Below are 19,986 nucleotides of genomic sequence, written 5' to 3' on the forward strand. Positions count from 1 at the left end.
CTTGGACGGTAACCACACCCGCGGTACCCTGCTGCTGTGAGTTCCATAGCGCGGTGCCAACCGACAGGTTTGCGGGGTTTTGGCCCGCCTACGACGGGCTTCCGCTGCTGGGGAGAATCACTACTCGATGGTTAGGGAGGAAGACGATGAACATTGGCTCACAACCAGAAATGCCCCGGGACGTACCGGAAGCTGATGCCCTTGAGCAGCAGACGCCTGTCCTGCCAGAGGATTCCGACCTGCCCGCTGTTTTGGACCCGCTGCCTGATGACGCCCCGGAAGCGGATGTTATCGAGCAACACACCGGTGTGAAGCCCGGCAGTACGGGCTTCACGGGGATAGCCGGCGCCGCAGAAGCGGACGCCGCGGAAGCGGACTTGGTCGAACAGGCCGTGGCCCCCTCCCTCGACGACGAAGAGGACTACCCTGACGCCCGTGAAGAGGAATTGTAGAACAGAAGGCAGCCCGGTGCCCCGAACCCCGGCGACTGGCGCGGTGCCGTTTGCGCGGAACGAGCAGTCGGTGCCGGGTGAAGCCGTCAACCGGGCCCAGCCCGCATTAGGCCGGGACTAAGTCTTTGGCAGACTCGGTCCACGTCACTGGGAAAGTCTGAAACGGCCCGCTAGTTTTCCCACCGGCGGAACAACTCTGAAGCAAACAGTTCAGCTGCAGCGTGATGAGCGCTTCATCGTAGACCAGAGTTCTGGCACGTCCGGAGGGGCGACCAGCTCGATGCTGATGCAATGGTTTCGCTGCGCTCTCACCGCCGCGCAAGGCGAAAGAGTCAGTGGGCTGCTTCGTACTGGGCCAGAATTTCGGCACCGACACGGCCGCGGTTGTTCACGGTAATGCCTTGCGCTTGGGCCCAAGCGCGGACCTGTGCTGTTGTCGGGGCGATGTTCTCGCGGGTGGGGCGGCGCTTGGTCCGGGCCCTTGGGGCTTCTTTGCGTCCGGCCTCAACATACGGGCGCAGGATCGAGCGCAGTTCTTCGGCGTGGCTGCTATTGAGGTCGATCTCGTAGGGATTGCCGTCGAGGGCGAAGCTCACCGTCTCGTCGGCGTCGCTGCCATCCAAGTCATCTACAAGAATCATGATTTGTTTAATCGCCACTTAAAGACACTACCAGCGGCCTATGTGTTCCCCTCATATCGCGGTTGTTGTCTGGTGATGCTGCGGCAAAGCTTTTGCCTCGGGGCGCTGCAGGCCTGCGGTTTCATAGATTTCTTGTTCATCGAGGGTTTCTTTTTCCAGGAGTCGTTGGGCAAGGTTGTCGAGGCGCCAGCGGTTTTCCTGCAGGAGTGCCAGGGCGCGCTGGTGGCATTGCTCCACCAGGGTCCGTACTTCCTCGGCGACGACGTCCAGCATGCCTTCGGAGACACCGGCAGCGCGCGGGTCCCCTTCTTCGGGGAGGACCTGGACCGGCCCGATGCGTTTTGACATGCCCCACCGGCCAACCATCATCCGGGCAAGGTGGGTGCTGGTCTGCAGGTCGCTTTCGGCGCCGGTGGTGACGACTCCGAAGACGAGGTCTTCGGCCGCCATGCCACCCAGTGCACCGACGATCCTGCCCTTGAGATAGTTTTCGTCGTACCCGTACCGGTCTGTATCGGGTGTGGAAAGGGTGACGCCGAGGGCACGGCCGCGCGGGATGATGGAGATTTTCCGGACTGGATCGGCGCCGGGCTCGAGCATTCCCAGAAGTGCGTGCCCGGACTCGTGGTAGGCGGTGCGCCTGCGTTCCTCCGGAGGCATAACCACGTTCCTGACGGTGCCCAGCTGGACCTTTTCCAGCGCGTCAAGCAGGTCCCGCTGCGTGACTGCAGGGTGGGAGCGTTTGACGGCCAGCAATGCTGCCTCGTTGACGAGGTTGGCCAGTTCGGCGCCGGTCATGCCTGGGGTGATGCGGCTGATGGCATCAAGGTCCATATCAGCGGCGAGCTTGATGTTTCCGGCGTGGACGCGCAGGATCTGGGCACGGCCTGCCTGATCGGGGGCGTGGACGGTGATGGAGCGGTCGAACCGGCCCGGGCGCAGCAGGGCCGGGTCGAGGACGTCGGGCCGGTTTGTGGCCGCCAGAACAACGATTCCTTCGGACGAGGAGAATCCGTCCATTTCGGTGAGGATCTGGTTCAGGGTTTGTTCGCGTTCATCGTGTCCGCCGACGGCAAGGGAGCCGCTTCTCTTGCGCCCGATAGCGTCGATCTCATCGATGAAAATGATTGAAGGGGCAGCGCTGCGGGCGGCCTGGAAGAGCTCACGGACCCGGCTGGCCCCGACCCCGACGACCATTTCAACGAACTCGGAGGAACTGGCGTGGAAGAAAGGTACCCCGGCTTCACCGGCAGTGGCCCGGGCCAGCAAGGTTTTCCCGGTCCCCGGAGGGCCGCTGAGAAGGACGCCTTTGGGTGGTTTGGCGCCGATCGCCTGGTACCTCTTGGGGTCTTTAAGGAAGTCAACGACTTCAGAGATCTCGGCCTCGACCTCATCAATGCCGGCAACGTCCTGGAACGATACCCGGACCTTGTCGGGGTCCACGGGCTGAAACTTTTTCCCGGCCCCGAAGCCGCCCATTCCGAGCATGCCCGACTGCTTCTTGAACAGCCAAAGGTAAAAGAGGACCAGGAGCGCGATGGGGGCCATTGAGATCAGCAGGTTTGTCAGGACCCCGCGTTCCTCAACGAGCGGGGTGGCCCGGACCGTGACGTCGTTCTGCTCGAGTTCGCTCAGCAGGTTGTCATCAGCAAAGAGGGGCCGCTCAGTGGTGAACTGGTTGTAGTTCCTGCCGTCGCTGTCGGGCAGGGGCTTTCCGCTGCGTAGGCTACCCTCGATGCTCTGGCCCTTTGCGAAGATCTCCGCAATGTTGTTCTCCCGCACCTGAGCCTTGAATTCGGTGTAAGGGACGGATTGTGGCTGGTTCTGCTGGTCCTGAACCGTCAGGGCAGCGAACACGGCCACGTACAGGGCGGCAATCAGTAGAGTCCGCCACCACCGCCGCGATTTTCCGGGCTCGGGCCGGGGCGCCGGCAGGCCCTCCGTCCGCCACGGCACCTTGGGCCGGGAACCAGAGGGGGACGCGGGACCGTTCTCGCCCAGCTTGTTTTGACGTGCGGCAGGATCGTTCACGATTCACCTCCGAAATCCATAACTTTCGGTGTTCACGTTTTAGCTACAGTCCCGGCCCGCCGTCAACCCAGCCCGTCCACCTATTTCCCTGGTGCGGCGATCGACGTTGCAGCGGGCGAGGCGGTTCAGTCCTCGCATTCGGTGCAGTACTTGTTTCCGTCCCTTTCCTTGGCGAGCTGGCTGCGGTGGTGAACAAGGAAGCAGGACATACAGGTGAATTCGTCCGCCTGGACCGGGATGATCTGGACCAGCAGTTCCTCGCCGGACAGGTCTGCGCCGGGCAGTTCGAAAGCTTCGGCGAGATCGGCCTCATCGACGTCGATGACCGCCCCCTTGGGGGTGGCACCATCTGTCTTGAGCTCCTCGAGGGACTCGGTGGCCTCATCTTCTACCGTCGCCCGTGGGGCGTCGTAGTCAACGGACACTCAGTTTCTCCTTCACTTCCAATCTGTCAGGGATCCCTGCTAAACCCGGCACGGTGGCGCCTTATTCCCTGCCAGCTCCCCGGCGGGGAAACCCGAAAAAGCGGGGGCCGGGATGGAAGATTTTCGCCCTCCGGGTTGTTTATTTTGGCGGACCAAAGAAGTATCGAAAGGAGTTCCGCCATGATTCGCATAGCAATCGTGCTGGGGAGCACCCGCCCGGGACGGCTCGGAAAGGCTATGTCCGAGTGGGTGCACGCACGGGCAGCGGAGCGCGAGGACGCGGCGTTCGAGGTCCTGGACGTCGCCGATTTCAATCTGCCGCTGCTGGATGAGCCCCTGCCGCCGTCCACAGGCAGGTACAGCCACGTGCACACGAAGGCCTGGTCCGACGCGGTGGCCGCTTTCGATGGCTACATTTTTGTCACTGGCGAATACAACCATTCCGTTCCCGGGGCGCTGAAGAACGCCCTGGACTACCTTTACAAGGAATGGAACAACAAGGCCGCCGGGTTCGTTAGCTACGGAAGCGCCGGTGGTACCCGGGCGGTGGAGCACTTGCGGACCATTGCCGGGGAACTGCAAATGGCGGACGTCCGTGCCCAGGTCGCCCTGTCCCTGGCCAGTGAGTTTGAAAACTACCGGACGTTCACGCCCTCGGAGGCTTCGGAGAAGAACCTGCAGACCCTTCTTGACCAGGTCATTGCCTGGGCCGGTGCGCTAAAGGTCCTGCGCCCGGTCAAGGATGAGGACAAGCGTTCCTATGTTCTTGCCGCCCCGGGCAGTGAGTAGGTCGAGAACGGGCAACATTTCCTGAACGCGTGCGGGAGGGAGCAGCAATGAGTGCCGAGCTTGAGCAGCTGCGGGTCCTGGCAACAGTAATCGGGGCCGCCGAGGCGACCTTGGACGCCGCGTATGCGGCATTGCGGGGCTCGGCGTCGGCTCTGCTCGCCAGCGGGGCCTCGTCCTTGGCGGAGGTGAGCGAGGCCTCGGGACTGTGTGAGGGTGAGCTCCTGGACCTGCTCACCCTGGCAGCAGATGACCTGGCCTTCGAGCACCTGTTCCAGGAAGGTCCGCCGGGCCCGGACGGACCTGCCGCGGAACGCTAGACAGGTCCGCAGGAAGCCCTTATCACCACAGCTTCGTGGGCGTATCTTATTGGTGTCCACAAAGGGATCCCGGCCTGGTCCGGCGGTTGCCGAAAGGCCGGGCAGCAGAGAAGGAGGTGGCCGCGATGGCCAACATTATGCGCTGGGGTGGCGCTGACATCACTGAACCCTTCCGCCGGCTCCTGGAAGGGGATATGGCTTCCTGGCTTCGGGTTGAGGAATACCGTGACGCCGGGTCCATGGTGGTCAAGGCCGAAGTCCCGGGAATCGATCCTGAGAAAGACGTCGACATCGAACTGGTCGGAAACGACCTGCGGATCAACGTACGGCACGAGGAGAAGTCCGAACACAAGGACAAAGAGGGCTACCGCTCCGAGTTCCGGTACGGGACCTTCTCCCGCAACGTAAGCCTGCCAGGGCACGTCAGCGAAAGTGACATCCGGGCGACCTACCATGACGGGATCCTCGAAATCCGCATCCCGCTGCCCGAAGAGACAGGGACGGCGTCCCGGAAAATCCCCGTCAGCAGAGGAGGCACTGCTGCCGGATCCGGCGCCGGCACCACTGCTGGTTCAGCCGGAACAGGCGGGACCCAGGCCTAAAGCGTCCGCCGCCGGCCGGTAACGGAGGGCGGGCCTGGATCGACTCTGGACGTTGGGGTGCAACGTCCAGGCAGTAAAGGCCGAACGCAAACCCGTGGCCGGCCAGCCGGATATACCGGCCACGGGACGGTCCGCCCCCACCCGGGCATGGAACCCTCCCGGATGCGGCACCTGCAGGCGGCAATGCGGGCGAGCCGGTTCGCTTACTGTTCAAGGACGCTGTCGATCAGGTCCTTGAGAATTTCCCAAAAGTCCCGGGCGCGCAGCGATGTAACCGGTCCTCTTCCCTGGGCCTGCCGCACGGCATTCGCCACGGCAATCGTCTCGGCGAACAGTTCAGCAGTGACAGCCGGGACGCGTTCGGATTCGAGGGCGAGGATGTGTTCGACCATGGCTCGGGAGTGCTTCCCAGTCTCCCCGTCCCGATCCATGCCCAGTCTGCTCGGTTCAAGACGTGCCTTTGCTGTGTCGAATCCACGGTCGACATGCGGTGCGAAACCGTCGTCCATGTACTGAATTGTCAATGTCCCTACCTCCAATCACGTCGCCTCAGGGCAATTTGGCCTGTTGGGCAAGGATGCCCTGTTGCATCGGATGGCACCGTGCCCAAGTCCAAGACAATCCCGAGGTGTTGTTGTGGTTCGCGGTGCGGCATGAAAGCGGTCCCCGGGCCGCGGGGACCGGGGACCGCTTTTTCGGGGACGGATGCCCTTGCCTCGATGCTGCTTGTGCGCTGAAGTCGCCGTGGCGTCATGCGATGAAACCAGCCGCCCTGGTGCAGCCTTGGCCTCGGCACCCGTCCGGGTCAGTTAAGCGTTGATCTGCTGCTGTTGCGTGTTGGCTCCGGACATGATTTCGATCTTCCGGGGCTGCGCCTTCTCGGCCACCGGGATGCGAAGCGTCAGGACGCCACCGCCGTAGCCGGCTTTCACATGTTCGGTATCGAGCGCTTCGCCCAGGATCAGCTGGCGGCTAAAGACACCGCGCGGCCGCTCGGAAGCGATCAACTCAACACCTTCACCAACAGTGTCCTTGCGCTCGGCATGGACGGTGAGAACGTTCTGCTCAACGTTCACGTCGATCGACTCGGCCTCCACACCAGGCAGGTCAACCGCCACCACGAATTCGTTGCCTTCACGCCAGGCATCCAAAGGCATCGCGGCCGGATGTGCCGTCGAACCCAAGACCTGCTGCGTCAGCCGGTCAAGCTGGCGGAACGGATCACTCATCATCAACATGACATACCTCCTTGATCATCAAGTGACCGGATCTATATCCGCTGACATAGATTCTTATAGCACCGGGGCCAAAAACGGACAAGAGGTTGCACCGAAAAATCATTGCAAACTCCGGGAAAGCGTTCCTGCTGGACGTGGCACCCGAGTCCGCACCGGGATGGGAGCGGCAGCAGTTTGGCAACGGCGAAGCCAAGGCAATGAAGGGGCGTCGGAGGCCTGCAGGCCTTCTTGGACCTGAGCGCCGGCGGCCCGCAAGCTGCAGGGGACCCAGGCAAGAACCAAGTAGCCCCTAATGCAAAAGAGAGGTACTTCCACTTATATAAAAGGCACCTGACGCCGACCTACGCTGATTTCACCGCCGGTAAACGGCGTTGCAAATAGAAGGTCCCACGAGGCAGTGGCCAACACCGCTGGCTCGCAAGTGGACGTTCTCCCGTTCATGGCAAGTCTTCGAAGTGATGGCCCCTGCAAAAAATACGGGAGCAACCATGACTTTCGATGATATGCAGCTGCGTCCCCGCACCCTCAAGCCCCTCCCCCAGCCAAGGCCACGCCGTGACCTGCGTTTCCGGGGACTGCCCTTCACATTCGGCGAGCGCGTGGCCGGAGAGGGCACCGAGGGCTGGCGCAGCGGATTCCAAAAGCTCTATCAGGCTGCAAGCGCCCGGACGGGCCGGATGACCCGGTTCGCCGCAGTTGGGGCGCTCGGAACGCTGGTCAACCTGCTGGTTATGGCACTGCTGGTGCACGGCCTAGTGGACATCAACTACGTCCCGGCTGCGGTGGTGGCCGCTGAAGTCTCAATCCTGCACAATTTTGTGCTCCAGGAACGGTTTGTATTTCGCGACATGCGTGACGGCGCCGGCTCCTGGCGGGCCCGGTTGACTCACCACCAGCTGTTCAACAGCGCCGAGGCACTGGTCCGGCTTCCGTTCCTGATCCTGCTCGTCGATCTGATGCACATCTGGGCGCTCCTTGCGCAGGCCGTGACGCTGGCCCTCGCGTTCGTCGGCCGGTTCCTCTTCACCAGCCGGGTGGTTTACCGGCGCAAGCAACCGGCTCGCAACCGCGAACCTGCAACCCCGTAGGGGACACCGCCGCAATAACCCTGATTCCTTTTTGATGCTCGGCACTGTAGGCACATACCTGCCCAATCTGGCCCAGCACGGTTTTTGACCCGGCCCATAGACCGACGCCGGAGCCAGCACCCTACCGCCCCGGCTTATGTCCGTGGTGAAGGCCGCCCTGGTCTGGTCACCAACAAGGACCAGACCCCTTGCAGCAAGGGATACTCCTCATGAAAATGCCCAGCCTCATCACCGTTGCCAGCCACACGAGCTTCGGTTGGCTTATGCCGCCCACTGACGAAGAAAAGTATTCCTACCTCCGCACCCCGCAGCACCGCTGGATGTTCGGGGTTTCTGCCCTGGCCACGGGCGGGGTGACGGTCAGTTTCGTCGGCCTGGCCACCGAGTCCTACTGGACACTGGTGTTCATCCTGCCCCTCGTCCTGCTTGTGGCCGAACAGCTGCTGAGCTTGCGGACTTCAACCTTCCCTCGGCGCTTGTCCCTGGCTGACCACGCAGCCACCGTCGAATTGTGGAACCCAAGCCATGTCCCGAGTATCGACGTCTTCATTCCCACCTGCGGAGAGGACCTGGATGTGCTGGCCAACACGGCTCATCACGTCAGTAATCTGGCATGGCCTGGCGACCTAAAGGTCTACGTGCTCGACGACGCCGGGCGCGGCGAGGTCCGCGATCTCGCCGCCCGCAACGGCTTTGCTTACCTGGCCCGCCCTGGCAGCGCGCATAAAAAGGCCGGAAACCTCCAGCATGCCTACGAGCGCACGTCCGGCGACCACATCGTCATCTTCGATGCGGACTTTGTGCCGCGGCCTGACTTCCTCCTGGAGCTCGTGCCGTACATGGACGACCCCACCGTCGGCATCGTGCAAAGCCCGCAGCACTTCTACACCGACCGATCGATGTCCTGGCTGGAGCGGTGCGCCGGAGCCACACAAGAGTTGTTCTACCGCTTCATCCAGCCCTCGCGCGATGCGGTGGGCGGGGCAATCTGCGTGGGCACGTCGGCCGTCTACCGCCGCAAAGCGCTCGCCGCGATCGGCGGCTTCCCGCTGATCGGCCACAGCGAGGACGTCTACACCGGCCTGCACATGCAGGAACGCGGCTACCAGCTGAAGTACGTTCCCACGCTGGTTTCACGGGGCCAGTCACCCACGGACATCGATTCCTTCATCGCACAGCAGTACCGGTGGTGCGAAGGCTCCATGTCACTGGTGGCGGCGGAATCATTCCACAACACCGAGTCACTGACCCTCCGGCAGCGGATGAGCTTCTGGTCGGGTTTCCTCTACTACATGAGCACCGCGATGATTGCCCTGACGGCGCCAGTTCCCCTGTTGGTAATGGCGTTTCTGTTTCCGCAGAACGTCACCCCTCTCTATTCCCTGCCCCTCCTGGGCGCGGTGGTCCTGTGGCTGGTTGTGTTGCCAATGGTCTCCCTGGGCCGATGGCGGGTCGAGGTTTTGCGGGTGCAGGCCATTTACGGTTTCGCCCATCTTTTCTGCATCGCCGACATGTTCAGGGGCCTGGTTTCGGAATGGGTGCCAACCGGCAGCACGTCCGCGCAGGTGCCCATCGGCCAGCGGGTCCGTTCCTTCATGGGCCCCTACGTGCTGGTCACACAGGCGCTGACCTTGGCCGGCCTGGGTGCTGCGGCCTTCCGGTTCGGGCTGGAACAGTTCTGGGCCACCATAGCCCTCTTCGCGCTCTCGGCCTACGTCTTCGTCCCGGTGGGGGCGCTCGCGCTGGGCTGGGAGCGACCCGCCGTCGCCAGGACGGCGCCGGCAACCATGATGGAGGAGACGGCATGAGCATCACGAACGAGACCCGTCCGACGTGGCGGGCCGCCGCAGAGTCCTTCCTTCCGCCCGCCAAAAGGGCCGGGGCAGACAAGTACATCCGGCATATCCCGATCGCCCTGATCCTGCTGGTGCAGGCGGTCTCAGCCTTGCGGCTGAGCAACACGGCCTTCCAGGATGAGGCGCTTTACCTCTACACCGGCGGCTGGATCCTGCAATCCTGGACCGACCCCCACGTTGAGGTGTACACCCATCCCGAGGTGTTCTTCTCGGGCTCTCCGATGCTCTACCCAGTGCTGGCGGCGTTGCTGGATCATCTCGGCGGCCTGGGCCTTGCCCGGCTGTTCTCCACAGCATGCATGCTCAGTGCAACCCTCGCGGTCTACTGGGGCGCGAGCGTCCTCTTCGAACACCATCCGCGGCCGCGAACGGCAGGTGTCTTCTCCGCCTTCGTTTTTGCCCTGTCCGCGCCGGTGACCTTCCTGTCCAACTTCGCCACCTTCGACGCTCCCAGCTTCACCCTGGTCGCGTGGGCGGCAGCCCTGAGTATCTGGTCGAGCAAGCGCAACCGATCAGTCCTGTGGGGCGTGCCGATCGGTGCCCTGTGCTCCCTGGCGGTGCTGCTGAAGTACTCTTCCGCCGTCGACGTCCCGTTCGTCATGGTGCTGACCCTGGTGGTGGGGTGGGCGGTGCGATCCACCCGCTGGCGCTCGGTGGCGCGCGGGGCAGTTGCCGGGATGACCACACTGGCAATTCTTATCGGCTGCGTACTGACGTGGGCCTCGGACCTCGTTGTCGGCCTCCAGGCGACCACCACCAACCGGACCGAGCTGGTGCAGAAATTGCCTGCCTGGACTCTCGTGAGCGACGTCGGGGGCTGGGCCGGCATCACCTTTGCCTTGATGATCGCCGGCGGGATTTTCCTGATGCGCCGCCAGCCCATCCTCGCCGCGGTGCTGCTCGCGGGAACGCTGGCGGCCACCGGTTTCCAGATCTGGATGGGCGAGGCGGCGTCCCTGCACAAACACCTGACGCTGGGCATCATCTTCGGTGCCCCGTTGGCCGGGGTCATGCTCTCGGCCCTGGTGCGCGCAGCGCGGCGGCTCTCCGTCCTGCTCGTCGTCGGGATTTGCTACGCCACGCTCATCAGCGGGCTCATCCAGTCTGAGAAGCTGTTCCACGACTGGCCCAACACCACCCCGCTGCGGGATACGGTCACGTACGCGGTTGACTCAATGCCGTGGATACGGGCGCTGGCTGAGGTCCCCGAACCCCTTACGTACTCGCTGGAAGAAAAGACCGACCCGTGGCAGTGGACGGCGACCTACGAACACTCGTTCTTCTATAACGACCCCACAGCAGCCGGCAAGGCACCGCTCGAGGGATTGGAGGCCTACCAGAACGCACTGGCCGACAACTACTTCCAGCTGGTCGTCCTGGACGGCAGCACCGGCATTGGCCGGCAGCTGCGGCCGGAGGAGTTCGGATTCACCCGCACTGACACGGTGACCGACCCCGCCAGTGGCCACACATGGCGGATCTACCAGAGGTTTGATCAGATTCCGAAGTGAGTGCGGGGAAATCGATGAAGCCGATCCAGCACAGCCGGATTCAGGGTTTACCGGAGATGTCCAGCTTCTGGGCCTGCTGTGGCTGGTGGTGGGGATCGTCGTCGCGCCCGTGCTGTACAAGACGGGGCGGATGGGCGCCCGGAACTGCCGGTTACGACGGCGGCGGGGGAACCTGAAGCTGCCGACGTTCAGTAGAGAGGGTTGCGCACAAAGCCCAGGCGTACGGGGCGCCCATCGCCGTCTGCGGAAGGCCGCTGAGGACTATACCGCGCGGTAGCCGGTATTGGGGAAATGAGCGCTGCGGGCCTGGATTCAGGTGCTCAGCGCTCCTGCTTTCCCGGCTAGGGAATCCCGTAGCGAAAATGAGGAGGTGCCTCGCAATCAGCGGGAGTACGACGGCGGCACCCACCAGAGTGCCGGCTCGCACCGCCGCCAAGGGGCAGGGAGAGGCTACCGGTACCCGTCCACAATGGCGGCAGCGATCATACCGAACCGTCCGCACAACTAATGTCGCGGCGTCCGCAGTTGCGGCTGCCCTGCGTCCTCTGCTCGGGCGCCTGCATTCTGATCCGCCGGATGTGGCATGTCTGTCTCCCGGACGGTTCTGCGCCACTCGTTCAATCAGTGTGTCTAGGGGGTCAGCAGGAAGCGCTGCCCGCTGCCCACCGTCAGTGGTGGATGAGGGCGGCCGATACCACAGTTGCCGTGAGCATCAGGAGAACGGCAAGGATCGTGTAGCCCACCCACTTGGGACGGCTTTTGTGGGGGTTGATATCGACATACGGCATGGTCAGCGCTGGTTACCTCTGTGTGCGGTCCGGACGGGGATCCCGAGTGTGCGGCGCTTGAGCCGCAGCATCTGGTACAGGACAACGAAGGGAACCAGCAAAGTGCCCAGTAGAGCGCACAACGCCAGGGCGTAGTCAGACACGGTCACAGTACTCTCCATCGGTCACAAGTTCCCTTACTGCCCACCACCTAAGCATGTGACAACCCGATTGACAAGTCACGTCAATCGGGTTGCTACAACAGAGCAAACATCTTCAGCGGAGGGGACCCTTGCATAACGACGTTACGCTGAGTTTTTTCGGGTGGGTAGCAGTTGTTTCAGTGATAGCTTCGGGCGGTTTGCTGAACAGAGCCGTAGTCGGCGGTGGCGTGCCCATGCCACCCATAGCTCTCCACTAGCTCAGGGTTCGTGGGGTTACCCGCAAATCGTGGACAGTTGATCAGGCGGCTTGTGCCGGCTGAAGTTTATTGCTGGTGAGGAATTGTTCGTGTTCCACCGGCGTGATGTAACCCAGGGCTGAGTGAAGCCGGGAGCGGTTGTAGAACTCCTCGATCCAGCGTCCTGTTTCCCGGATCGCGTCCTGCCTGTTTGCCCACCGGCGCCGGTCGTAAAACTCGGTTTTCAGGGTCGACCAGAAGGACTCCTGCATCGCGTTGTCCCAGCACACGCCGGTCCGCCCGACGGACTGCCTGATGCCCAGTCCAGAGCAGACGTCGTTGAGCTGGGCGGAGGTGTACTGGGTGCCGCGGTCTGCATGGAACACGACCCCGGCCGGGCCGCCGCCGCGCAGGACGTAGGCCATGCGCAGCGCCCGCTCCACCAGGCTGGTGGTTTGGGTGGAGTCCATCGCCCACCCAATCACACGCCGGGAGCAGGCATCCCTGACAGCACACAAATACACCCACCCTTCACCGGTGCGCAGGTACGTAATGTCCGAGATCCAGACAGCATCCAAAGCCCCGGTGTCCCACTTTCTGGCCACCAGATCAGGGATCGAATGCACCCGCGCCTCACCGATCGGGGCTACCGGCCGGAACCGCCGCGGCGAGATCCCTTCCAGGCCTTGCCGGCGCATCGAGGCGGCCACGGTCTTCCGGTCAACGCCGGTCCCGTTCCTGGCCAACGCGGCCTGCACCCTGGGCGCCCCGTAGATCCCGGTCGAATCCCGGTGCACCCGCCGGACCTTCGCATCCAGTTGCGCCCGCAGCACGGTCCGCTCCGACTCCTCGGAGCTTCGTCGGCGCCAGGCGTAGAACCCGGACCGGGACACACGCAAAAGCCGGGCCATCCGCTGGACCGGGTAGTTAGCCTTCTCGGCCTCCATCAGCTCGAAGCATTCCGATTCTGCTGCTTGGAAGCGAAGAAGGCTGCGGCTTTTCCCAGGAACTCGTTATCCATCCGCAGCTGCGCGTTCTCCCTGCGCAAACGCTCCAGCTCAGACTTCTCCGTCTCAGCCGCAGCGAACTCCTCGGGAGCCTCCAGGCGGGCCCGTTCCTGAGCCACCCACCGGCCCAGCAACTGCTCACCCAGACCCAGCTCCCGGGCCACCGGCGCGACCGGCCGGCCCGTATCGATGACAAGGCGCGCAGCCTCCCGCCGATACTCGGGAGTGAATTTACGTCGTGTCGTGCTCACAAGAACACCTTCCCGCAGAATCCCAGGATCCCGCTACTTCAGGTGTCCACCAACAGAGGTTAACCCCATTCGCATATTCGGGGCCGAAACGACGAAAACCCGCACCGGCGCCCGCCTATCCGCGTTGCCCTCGGCAACTAAGGGGTAATACGGTAACCAATGGCATGCACTGTCTCTACTCACGGGGGTCTTTTGGAGTTGTCCCGGAGCCGCTTGCGGAGTCTGAGCTTGGCGACGTCCAGCCAGATGATGGGCAGCGAGCAACTGGCCTCTCTGGCTACGAAGCTGGAGGCCGAACTGAGCGACGATGTCACGATGGCGACGTGTCCACTGCGCTGCCGCGCCTGCTCCAGATAGCGTCTCCTGCCCCTGCTCAAGGAAGCCTTCAGGTTTGCACAGGATCAGCGAAAAACAGCCCATTCCCAGGATCTTGTCTCCTAGCCTTAATTTATGACAAGTTCCAACACCCCTCGGCCCCCTGTCCCAATGCTCCCTGCCGCACAGGTCCGGGCCTTCCACAGCCGGAGAATGGCCGTGAGCCCCGCTGGCCATGACATTCCGATACTGGACTCGGCGATCCTTGATGAACTTGAGGAAGAACTTCCCGATCACGGACTCATGCGCCGGTTCGCGGCAGACTATGCCGCACTCTGGAAGCATCGCCTCAAACGCCTTGCCGCAGCCATCGAAGACCAGGACAGGGATGCTGCCCTGGATGCGGCAATCAGCGTCAAAGTTTCATCCGCAATGATTGGCGGGCTGCGGGTGGCACGAATCGCGGAACTTCTGGAGCAAGCCATCCGTGAAGACATTCTGGACAACGGCCGAACGACGCTGACCAGTATTGCGGAAGCCGGCGGCGCCACCGTGAAAGAAATCGAACTCCGCTACTCATGAGTGAGCGGCGTATGCGCAATGCCCGCTCTCAGTTAGGCGTCGCCTGAGCGCTTCCTGACCAGGCAGTAGCCCACGCCGCGGACCGTCTGCAGCCAACGCGGAGATTGAGGATCGTCCCGGAGCTTGCGCCGGAGATTACCAACGTGCACCTCCACTGCGCGTTCATCTGCCTCGCTGATGTACCCTCCGCCTGCGTTGAATCCTCCGCGGAGAGTCTCGACGAGTTGTCTTCGGGAACGGACAGCTCCGGCGCTCCGAAGCAGTTCATGAAGGAGATCAAATTCGCTGCGCGTCAGGTCCAGCCCCTCTCCCCCCACCTTGACGGTCCGCATCCTGTGGTCAAGAGTCAATCCGTTGTGCCGGAGCACCGACTCCTCGCGCCCGGACTCACTCGAAGGAGGCTGTGGCATAGATACCGGCGCCGCCGGGGACAGCTGCGGCCGGGGCCTGCGCAGCATCGCCGCAATCCTTGCCCTCATCTCGCGCGGACGAAAAGGCTTCGTGACGTAGTCATCCGCTCCCGCCTGAAGCGCGGTCAAGACGTCGGACTCAGCCGTTCGCCCGGTCAGCATGAGGACGTAGGCGTCACTGAACTGCCGGATCCGCCGCAAAGCCTCAAGCCCATCAATGTCCGGCATCCCCACGTCCAAGGTGACCACGCAGGGCTGCAGGTCCCGGACCATCTCCACCCCCGAGCGTCCGTCATCCGCTGTGTATACTTCGAAGCCGGCCTGCCCGAGCACTCCCGCAAGAAGATTTCGCATATCCGCATCATCTTCGACAATCACCGCCCGCCCATATCACTCATAGCTGCCCCCTCAGCTGCTAGGTCTCCCCGAACCGGCCCAGCGCCGTCCAGGAAACCCGGCCTGTGGCCAATTTACCCGGAACGTGGCAGAAATACCCCCTTGGGGGTTCGCCTTTGGCCAGTCTCTTCCTCGAAAGGGACCTGCCCCTGAGGTCTTAGTAGGATTTCTGTCGAGCAGCTGCCGCCATGCCGGAGGTAAGAAATGCCCTGAGAGGCGGCGGCCCGGACGTGATCCTTCTTGTCGCGCCGTGGGCAAACTTAGATCTGCGACGGGTCATCTTTGACCAGCTGCAGAATTGGCTGCTTGCTCGGCCACAACTCTGGTCAAGATCGGCTCAGGCCAAGGAGCAACCCAAGAAGAGTTAGATTTCGACGGCGGAAGGCAGCACCAGTGTCACGCCTTCTCCAAAGCGCGAGGGACGCCCCTGCGAAATGAGACACTTAGGCCCAAGCCGCCTGCACGCCTCGCGGCCGGAGCTTTAGCGGTACCCGTCCACAATCGCCGCTGCGATCTCCCTGTAAGCACGTCGGGTCTCAGGCTTCAGCACGTCGAGAGTAACCAGATCGCCATCTGCGACACCACGGTCGTGCGGGACGGCGATCAGCTCCCTGCAGATGCCGGAGAGGTGCTCCTCGATGGCGTCCTTGTCCACGCGGGAGGAGACTTCGTCCTTATCAGTGATCACCACAATGGCGTTCCGGGCCAGGTCCTCGTACCCATGGCCGGCCAGCCAGTGCAGGGTGCTGCGGGCACGCTTGGCACCGCTCACGGCATAGCCGGCGGCGATGACGAGATTGTCAGCGGACTGCAGGATTCCGCTCATGGCGTTGTGCGTGACGCCGGTGCCGCAGTCAGTCAGCGCGACCGAGTAGTAGCTGGAGATGAGCTTGCGGATCCGCAGGTACTCGGCGGCCGTCAGGGAGTCCGAGACCTCCGGGTCCTGCTCTCCCGCGATCAGGTGGAGGCGGCCGGCGTGGTGCATGTAGCGGGCCAGTCCGGTGAGGGAGTCAATGGAGTCGATGTTGCGGAGCAGGTCCGTGATGGTGCGCGGGCTGGACTGCTGGTAGATTCCCTCCCCCAAGGCGCGTTCCACCAGGTCACCGGAATCTGGGTTGGCGTCGATCGCGCACGGCGCGTCACCTCGGTACTCCGCCAGGGTCAGGCCGACCCCCACCGTGGTGGAGGTCTTGCCGATCCCGCCCTTGAGGCTCAGGATCGCGGTGTTGTAACTGCCCTGCAGTTGCCGGGAAATGCGGCGCCCCAGTTCTTCTTCCTGGCGTTGCTTCGCGCCGGGGCCCATATTCCAGGCCCCGCCGGTCATGTTGTAGATCGCTCCGCGGAAACCGCCCACAGGGCGCGGCTTCTGCTCTTTCACAAACAGCCCGGGCGAGCTGATGAAGTCAGGCATAGGGCTTTCCGCAATGGCGTCGGCAACGGTGGGCCGGCTGCGGCGGAACGTGGGAGTTTCGGAGGGAGCGTCAGACCGCGGCGGCGCGGCTTCAGTGTCAGCGCCGGCTGGCACGGAGGGACCGGTGTCCTGCCAGGCAGCCTGCGCGGATGCCGGCGACCGGGTGGGGGCCGGAACGCGGATTGCTGGCTTTGCCTTATCGGCTGCGGCGGCCGCCTCAGCCCAGGAAGTCCTTCTCGTCACGGGCTGGCCGGCGTCGGGCTGACTCGAAGTGTTAGGTGTTACAGCTGGCATGGTTCCTGTCCGGGCATCCGACAGCTCGTCGTCGGCGCGACGAAGGTCACGGCGTCGGCGCCGCTGCGGCTGCCCTGCATCCTCTGCATGAGCGCGTGCGTTCTGATCCGCCGGATCGGGCATATATGTCCCCCAGGACGTTTCGGCAAACTGTCTTGCTGCGCTAGTTTAATCAGTAAGTCTAGGGGCTTGGACAGACAAAACCGTTCAGAAGCGCGCGAGCGCGGCTCCCACCACTGCCGCGGTGAGGACTAGGAGGATGGCCAAGACGGCGTAGCCCTGCCACTTGGGGCGGCCTTTGTGGGGATTGATATCGACGTATGGCATGGCTATCGGCGGTTACCTCGTGGTGCGACGGGGGCGGCGATCCGGACGGCCCGGCGCTTAAGCCAGAGCACTTGGTGCAGGACAAGGACGGGAATCAACAGCGTGGCCAAAAGCACGCACAGCGAAAATGCATACTCAGAAATAGCCACAATAGCCTCCATCGGTCAGGTGATCCCGTTCACTCCGACCTAACCACGTGACCAGTGCAATGACAAGTTGCGTTGAGAGGAGGCGCCCCATGCAGGAGCTACCTTCGTAATGCGATCAGTACGACACCGACGGTCACGACGGCCAACGTAATGAGTAGAAAATAGCAAAGTACCCTTATTTTTCGCTGCCTCAGCTCCCTGCGCGAGTACCGCATGTCGTATGTGCCTCCATACCTACCCATGCCGTGACGGTACAAACACATCCTCAAGTCTTCATCAAGTCAACAGAATGTGTCGACTGCTAACGACTGCTGTGATTGTCCCAAATCGCGTCTGTGATCGCTACGGTTCAACTGCAGACGCTTGAAGAACCAGCGGCCTGCTCGCGGCCATGCGGCGGCACAGGTGATGCTTTGGTCACATTACTTACTCGGCAAGTGCCAGATCGACTGGTGCGCCTACCTGCCCGCGGTAGCCATTGTGCTTGCCCCCGTTTTTACGAGCTGGTCGCCTAAAGATTGTCTAGGGATAAACCAATTCGCATTCTTGGAGCAATGCGAAGATGCGGTGGAGAGAATCGCCCCTCCCTCCTGGTGTGACTTGAAGCCGGGGCTTGGCCTGCTACTCATAAGGTCGGCCGCATACCAGAGTCCTTGGGGTAACACTACGAGGATTTCGTCCTTGCGGCCACAGCCCAAGTAGAAAAACGTCGTTGACAACGACAAGCGGCAGTTGCATCGTCTTTTGCGCACCGTGCAGACTCTCGCTTCCCTGTCGAGGCCCTCAGTCCGTATCTATAGCATCGCCTGTCCGGAATCGATGTCAGCCGGTATTCAGCATCGAAATTACGTGACGAGCACAACAGCGCAGCAATTGCGGAGCCTGCCTGACGCCGACTCACACCTAACTACCGTGTAGTCTTTGAATATCTAGGGAGCTTTTCTAGGGGGTAGGTTGGCTCGTTTAGCATGGGTGGATTCTGCCCGGGGCATAGCGATAACGCTCGTGGTCCTGTTACACACTTCGGGCTGGCTCACCGAGGCTGGGTTGGGCATTCCCTTCTGGGAAACATTCAATGCGGCATTTTCAACGCTTCGAATGCCACTGTTTTTCATGCTCGCGGGGCTATTCGCTGCAAAGTGGGTTGCACACTCATGGGTAAATCTCTGGACAGAAAAGCTCTCGCTGCTTTACTGGATCTTCCTCATCTGGTCTGGCCTCGGAGCCGTGTTCGCGGTTCTTAGCTTGGGCATCAACGGCGGCCAATTTGAGGTAGTGAAGACCCTGGGGGCACTTGGACTAAGCCTGATCCGACCGCGGTTCGAAGTGTGGTTCATCTGGGCACTCGCATTGTTCTTCATAACTGCAAAACTGTCTAAACGCGCTACCTTTCTTCCACAAGCCTTGGTGGCGGGAGCTCTGTCCATAGCGATCTCATCTGGTTACACAACGAGCAATATTGGATGGAATGGAGCGACACAGTATTATATTTTCTTCCTTGCAGGGCTGCACCTGCGAGGCCAGATAATTGAGTTTGCGAATCGACTAACGCCCGTCAACTGCCTCGCCCTGGTCTTAGCGTGGAGCCCTGGCGCACTATGGCTCGCCACTGGGTCCCCGGCCGGGGCAATACCTGGGGTGTTGTTCCTAGGGACAGTTTTTGGAATGATTGCCGGCTTGTCCTTTAGCAAACTGCTTATTCCCGTAACCCCGTTGCTGCAACTCGGCACGAAAACTTTGCCGGTCTATGTTCTGCATACACCTATCGCGATATTGGCCTCCCTCGCTTTCGCACAGGGCTTCATGGAATGGGCGCCTTTGTGGCTGCGCGCCGTAATGCCCATCGCGGTTGCAGCCGCAGCCATATTCTGCTCTCTAGGAATCTACTCCCTTGGGGCAAAGTCTGTATTATTTCGCGCACCGCGATGGTTTGTGATCCAGGGCACGCGACTCTTCTCGCGGGCTGACTAAGGCCTGCCCTCCTAATGAATCACATGCACTGTTCAATTTGGTCCAGTGCGGCATGCCCGTCCGAACAAAAAGCCGCTCCACCGGGCATCACACCCTGACCCACTGGGACTACCGAGGTACAGTTTGCAAGCGCTCCTGGGAGATTGCCATAGCGACATTCACGAGGGGTGCGTTCGTCATTCTTCGGAAAAAACTTGCGCCGGAGAGCGTCAAAAACTGCCATGTATGCATTCATACAGCCGAACCATCAAGATAAACCCATGCAGCAGATCAAGATTTGCGCAGCGGTTCAAGACCGCTCTCGATCCCACGGAACCCCCCAGGAACGCTTCATAAGTTATCTTGGAAGACTTGCGTCGGCGCACCGTTAACCGACACCACCAGACGTAGCTCGCTACACCTGGTGGTGTCGTTGCATTTTCGATCTCGCACGTCCCGCGGCCACGTTCCGGTCCTCACTTGGGTCAGGATGATCGGCAGCATCATCTGACATCCACAGAGGCCGCACGTTGTACTCCCTCCTGCTCGTAGAGTTACAGAGTGTAGAAAACGCTGGGAAGTCACAGCCGTGGTTCCCCTTAACCTTGACCGGCCGGGCGAAGGAGACTAGGTCAGCTGACGTGACTGCCCGCGTAGCAAAAACACGTATATATCAGCGGTGCCACCCGAATAATTGATGCCGTGGAAACGTCGCTATAATTGCAGAGACTGCACGGACATGAGCGTTCTGGTGGCGTGCCACTCGGCGGGTCCCAG

Annotated in this window: 18 protein-coding genes and 1 pseudogene; 10 read left to right on the top strand and 9 right to left on the bottom strand. The window is 62.0% G+C overall.

Annotation, left to right across the window (positions count from 1 at the left end; genetic code table 11):
* Positions 1-146 precede the first annotated feature (146 nt).
* Entirely contained in the window at positions 147-452 is a 306-nt protein-coding gene (locus tag QFZ36_RS07695) for a hypothetical protein (protein WP_306635241.1), read from the top strand.
* 332 nt (positions 453-784) lie between these two features.
* Here QFZ36_RS07695 and QFZ36_RS07700 read toward each other — a convergent pair whose 3' ends face one another.
* The 3 genes from QFZ36_RS07700 to QFZ36_RS07710 all read right to left on the bottom strand — a co-directional run bounded on the left by QFZ36_RS07700 (position 785) and on the right by QFZ36_RS07710 (position 3,549).
* Positions 785-1,111, bottom strand: coding sequence for a histone-like nucleoid-structuring protein Lsr2 (locus QFZ36_RS07700; protein WP_306635242.1), 327 nt, complete (start codon positions 1,109-1,111; stop codon positions 785-787).
* 33 nt (positions 1,112-1,144) lie between these two features.
* Positions 1,145-3,124 carry an ATP-dependent zinc metalloprotease FtsH gene (ftsH, locus tag QFZ36_RS07705; RefSeq protein WP_306635244.1) on the bottom strand — a complete coding sequence of 660 codons (1,980 nt, stop codon included), beginning with the start codon at positions 3,122-3,124 and terminating at the stop codon, positions 1,145-1,147.
* 125 nt (positions 3,125-3,249) lie between these two features.
* Positions 3,250-3,549, bottom strand: coding sequence for a DUF4193 domain-containing protein (locus tag QFZ36_RS07710; RefSeq protein ID WP_306635246.1), 300 nt, complete (start codon positions 3,547-3,549; stop codon positions 3,250-3,252).
* 180 nt (positions 3,550-3,729) lie between these two features.
* On the opposite strand from QFZ36_RS07710, the gene QFZ36_RS07715 reads away from it, so the two are divergent.
* The 3 genes from QFZ36_RS07715 to QFZ36_RS07725 all read left to right on the top strand — a co-directional run bounded on the left by QFZ36_RS07715 (position 3,730) and on the right by QFZ36_RS07725 (position 5,257).
* Complete coding sequence (locus tag QFZ36_RS07715) at positions 3,730-4,338, top strand: NADPH-dependent FMN reductase (protein ID WP_306635248.1); 609 nt, start codon at positions 3,730-3,732, stop codon at positions 4,336-4,338.
* A 47-nt stretch (positions 4,339-4,385) separates the two neighbouring features.
* Positions 4,386-4,655 (top strand): hypothetical protein, encoded by a 270-nt coding sequence (locus QFZ36_RS07720; RefSeq protein ID WP_306635249.1) that lies wholly within the window; start codon positions 4,386-4,388, stop codon positions 4,653-4,655.
* A gap of 125 nt (positions 4,656-4,780) precedes the next feature.
* Positions 4,781-5,257 carry an Hsp20/alpha crystallin family protein gene (locus tag QFZ36_RS07725; protein ID WP_306635251.1) on the top strand — a complete coding sequence of 159 codons (477 nt, stop codon included), beginning with the start codon at positions 4,781-4,783 and terminating at the stop codon, positions 5,255-5,257.
* A 203-nt stretch (positions 5,258-5,460) separates the two neighbouring features.
* On the opposite strand, the gene QFZ36_RS07730 is transcribed toward QFZ36_RS07725, so the two are convergent.
* Both QFZ36_RS07730 and QFZ36_RS07735 read right to left on the bottom strand, forming a co-directional pair.
* On the bottom strand, positions 5,461-5,649 hold the full coding sequence (locus tag QFZ36_RS07730) for a hypothetical protein (RefSeq protein WP_306635256.1): 189 nt from the start codon (positions 5,647-5,649) through the stop codon (positions 5,461-5,463).
* Between the two features lie 417 nt (positions 5,650-6,066).
* Positions 6,067-6,495: an Hsp20/alpha crystallin family protein gene (locus QFZ36_RS07735; protein WP_306635261.1), complete on the bottom strand. Its 429-nt coding sequence runs from the start codon at positions 6,493-6,495 to the stop codon at positions 6,067-6,069.
* Between the two features lie 488 nt (positions 6,496-6,983).
* Here QFZ36_RS07735 and QFZ36_RS07740 point away from each other — a divergent pair, with 488 nt between their 5' ends.
* The 3 genes from QFZ36_RS07740 (at position 6,984) to QFZ36_RS07750 (ending at position 10,950) form a co-directional block, all read left to right on the top strand.
* Positions 6,984-7,583: a GtrA family protein gene (locus QFZ36_RS07740; protein WP_306635267.1), complete on the top strand. Its 600-nt coding sequence runs from the start codon at positions 6,984-6,986 to the stop codon at positions 7,581-7,583.
* A gap of 209 nt (positions 7,584-7,792) precedes the next feature.
* Positions 7,793-9,391, top strand: coding sequence for a glycosyltransferase family 2 protein (locus tag QFZ36_RS07745; RefSeq protein ID WP_306635271.1), 1,599 nt, complete (start codon positions 7,793-7,795; stop codon positions 9,389-9,391).
* Positions 9,388-10,950 (top strand): ArnT family glycosyltransferase, encoded by a 1,563-nt coding sequence (locus tag QFZ36_RS07750; protein ID WP_306635273.1) that lies wholly within the window; start codon positions 9,388-9,390, stop codon positions 10,948-10,950. Before QFZ36_RS07745 ends, QFZ36_RS07750 begins: the two co-directional genes overlap by 4 nt.
* A gap of 790 nt (positions 10,951-11,740) precedes the next feature.
* Here QFZ36_RS07750 and QFZ36_RS07755 read toward each other — a convergent pair.
* Positions 11,741-11,887, bottom strand: a complete 147-nt coding sequence (locus QFZ36_RS07755) for a hypothetical protein (protein ID WP_306635275.1) — start codon at positions 11,885-11,887, stop codon at positions 11,741-11,743.
* Positions 11,888-12,179: 292 nt separating this feature from the next.
* A protein-coding gene (locus tag QFZ36_RS07760) for an IS3 family transposase (RefSeq protein ID WP_306635277.1) occupies positions 12,180-13,375 on the bottom strand; the annotation gives its coding sequence in 2 pieces (ribosomal slippage) (positions 12,180-13,108 and positions 13,108-13,375; 1,197 coding nt in all).
* 534 nt (positions 13,376-13,909) lie between these two features.
* On the opposite strand from QFZ36_RS07760, the gene QFZ36_RS07765 reads away from it, so the two are divergent.
* The gene (locus QFZ36_RS07765) at positions 13,910-14,272 is read left to right on the top strand and encodes an Hpt domain-containing protein (protein WP_306635279.1); all 363 of its coding nucleotides are present in this window, start codon (positions 13,910-13,912) and stop codon (positions 14,270-14,272) included.
* A gap of 32 nt (positions 14,273-14,304) precedes the next feature.
* On the opposite strand, the gene QFZ36_RS07770 is transcribed toward QFZ36_RS07765, so the two are convergent.
* The gene (locus QFZ36_RS07770; protein WP_373427027.1) at positions 14,305-15,036 is read right to left on the bottom strand and encodes a response regulator transcription factor; all 732 of its coding nucleotides are present in this window, start codon (positions 15,034-15,036) and stop codon (positions 14,305-14,307) included.
* Between the two features lie 227 nt (positions 15,037-15,263).
* On the opposite strand from QFZ36_RS07770, the pseudogene QFZ36_RS07775 reads away from it, so the two are divergent.
* A pseudogene (locus QFZ36_RS07775) lies at positions 15,264-15,446 on the top strand (hypothetical protein); the annotation flags it as partial.
* 113 nt (positions 15,447-15,559) lie between these two features.
* Here QFZ36_RS07775 and QFZ36_RS07780 read toward each other — a convergent pair.
* Positions 15,560-16,783, bottom strand: coding sequence for a MinD/ParA family ATP-binding protein (locus QFZ36_RS07780; protein WP_306635283.1), 1,224 nt, complete (start codon positions 16,781-16,783; stop codon positions 15,560-15,562).
* A 1,430-nt stretch (positions 16,784-18,213) separates the two neighbouring features.
* Between QFZ36_RS07780 and QFZ36_RS07785 the strand changes: the two genes are divergently transcribed.
* Positions 18,214-19,230, top strand: a complete 1,017-nt coding sequence (locus QFZ36_RS07785) for an acyltransferase family protein (protein WP_306635285.1) — start codon at positions 18,214-18,216, stop codon at positions 19,228-19,230.
* Positions 19,231-19,986 lie beyond the last annotated feature (756 nt).

The organism is Pseudarthrobacter siccitolerans (assembly GCF_030823375.1).
In the GTDB taxonomy this organism is placed as follows: Bacteria; Actinomycetota; Actinomycetes; order Actinomycetales; family Micrococcaceae; genus Arthrobacter; species Arthrobacter siccitolerans_A.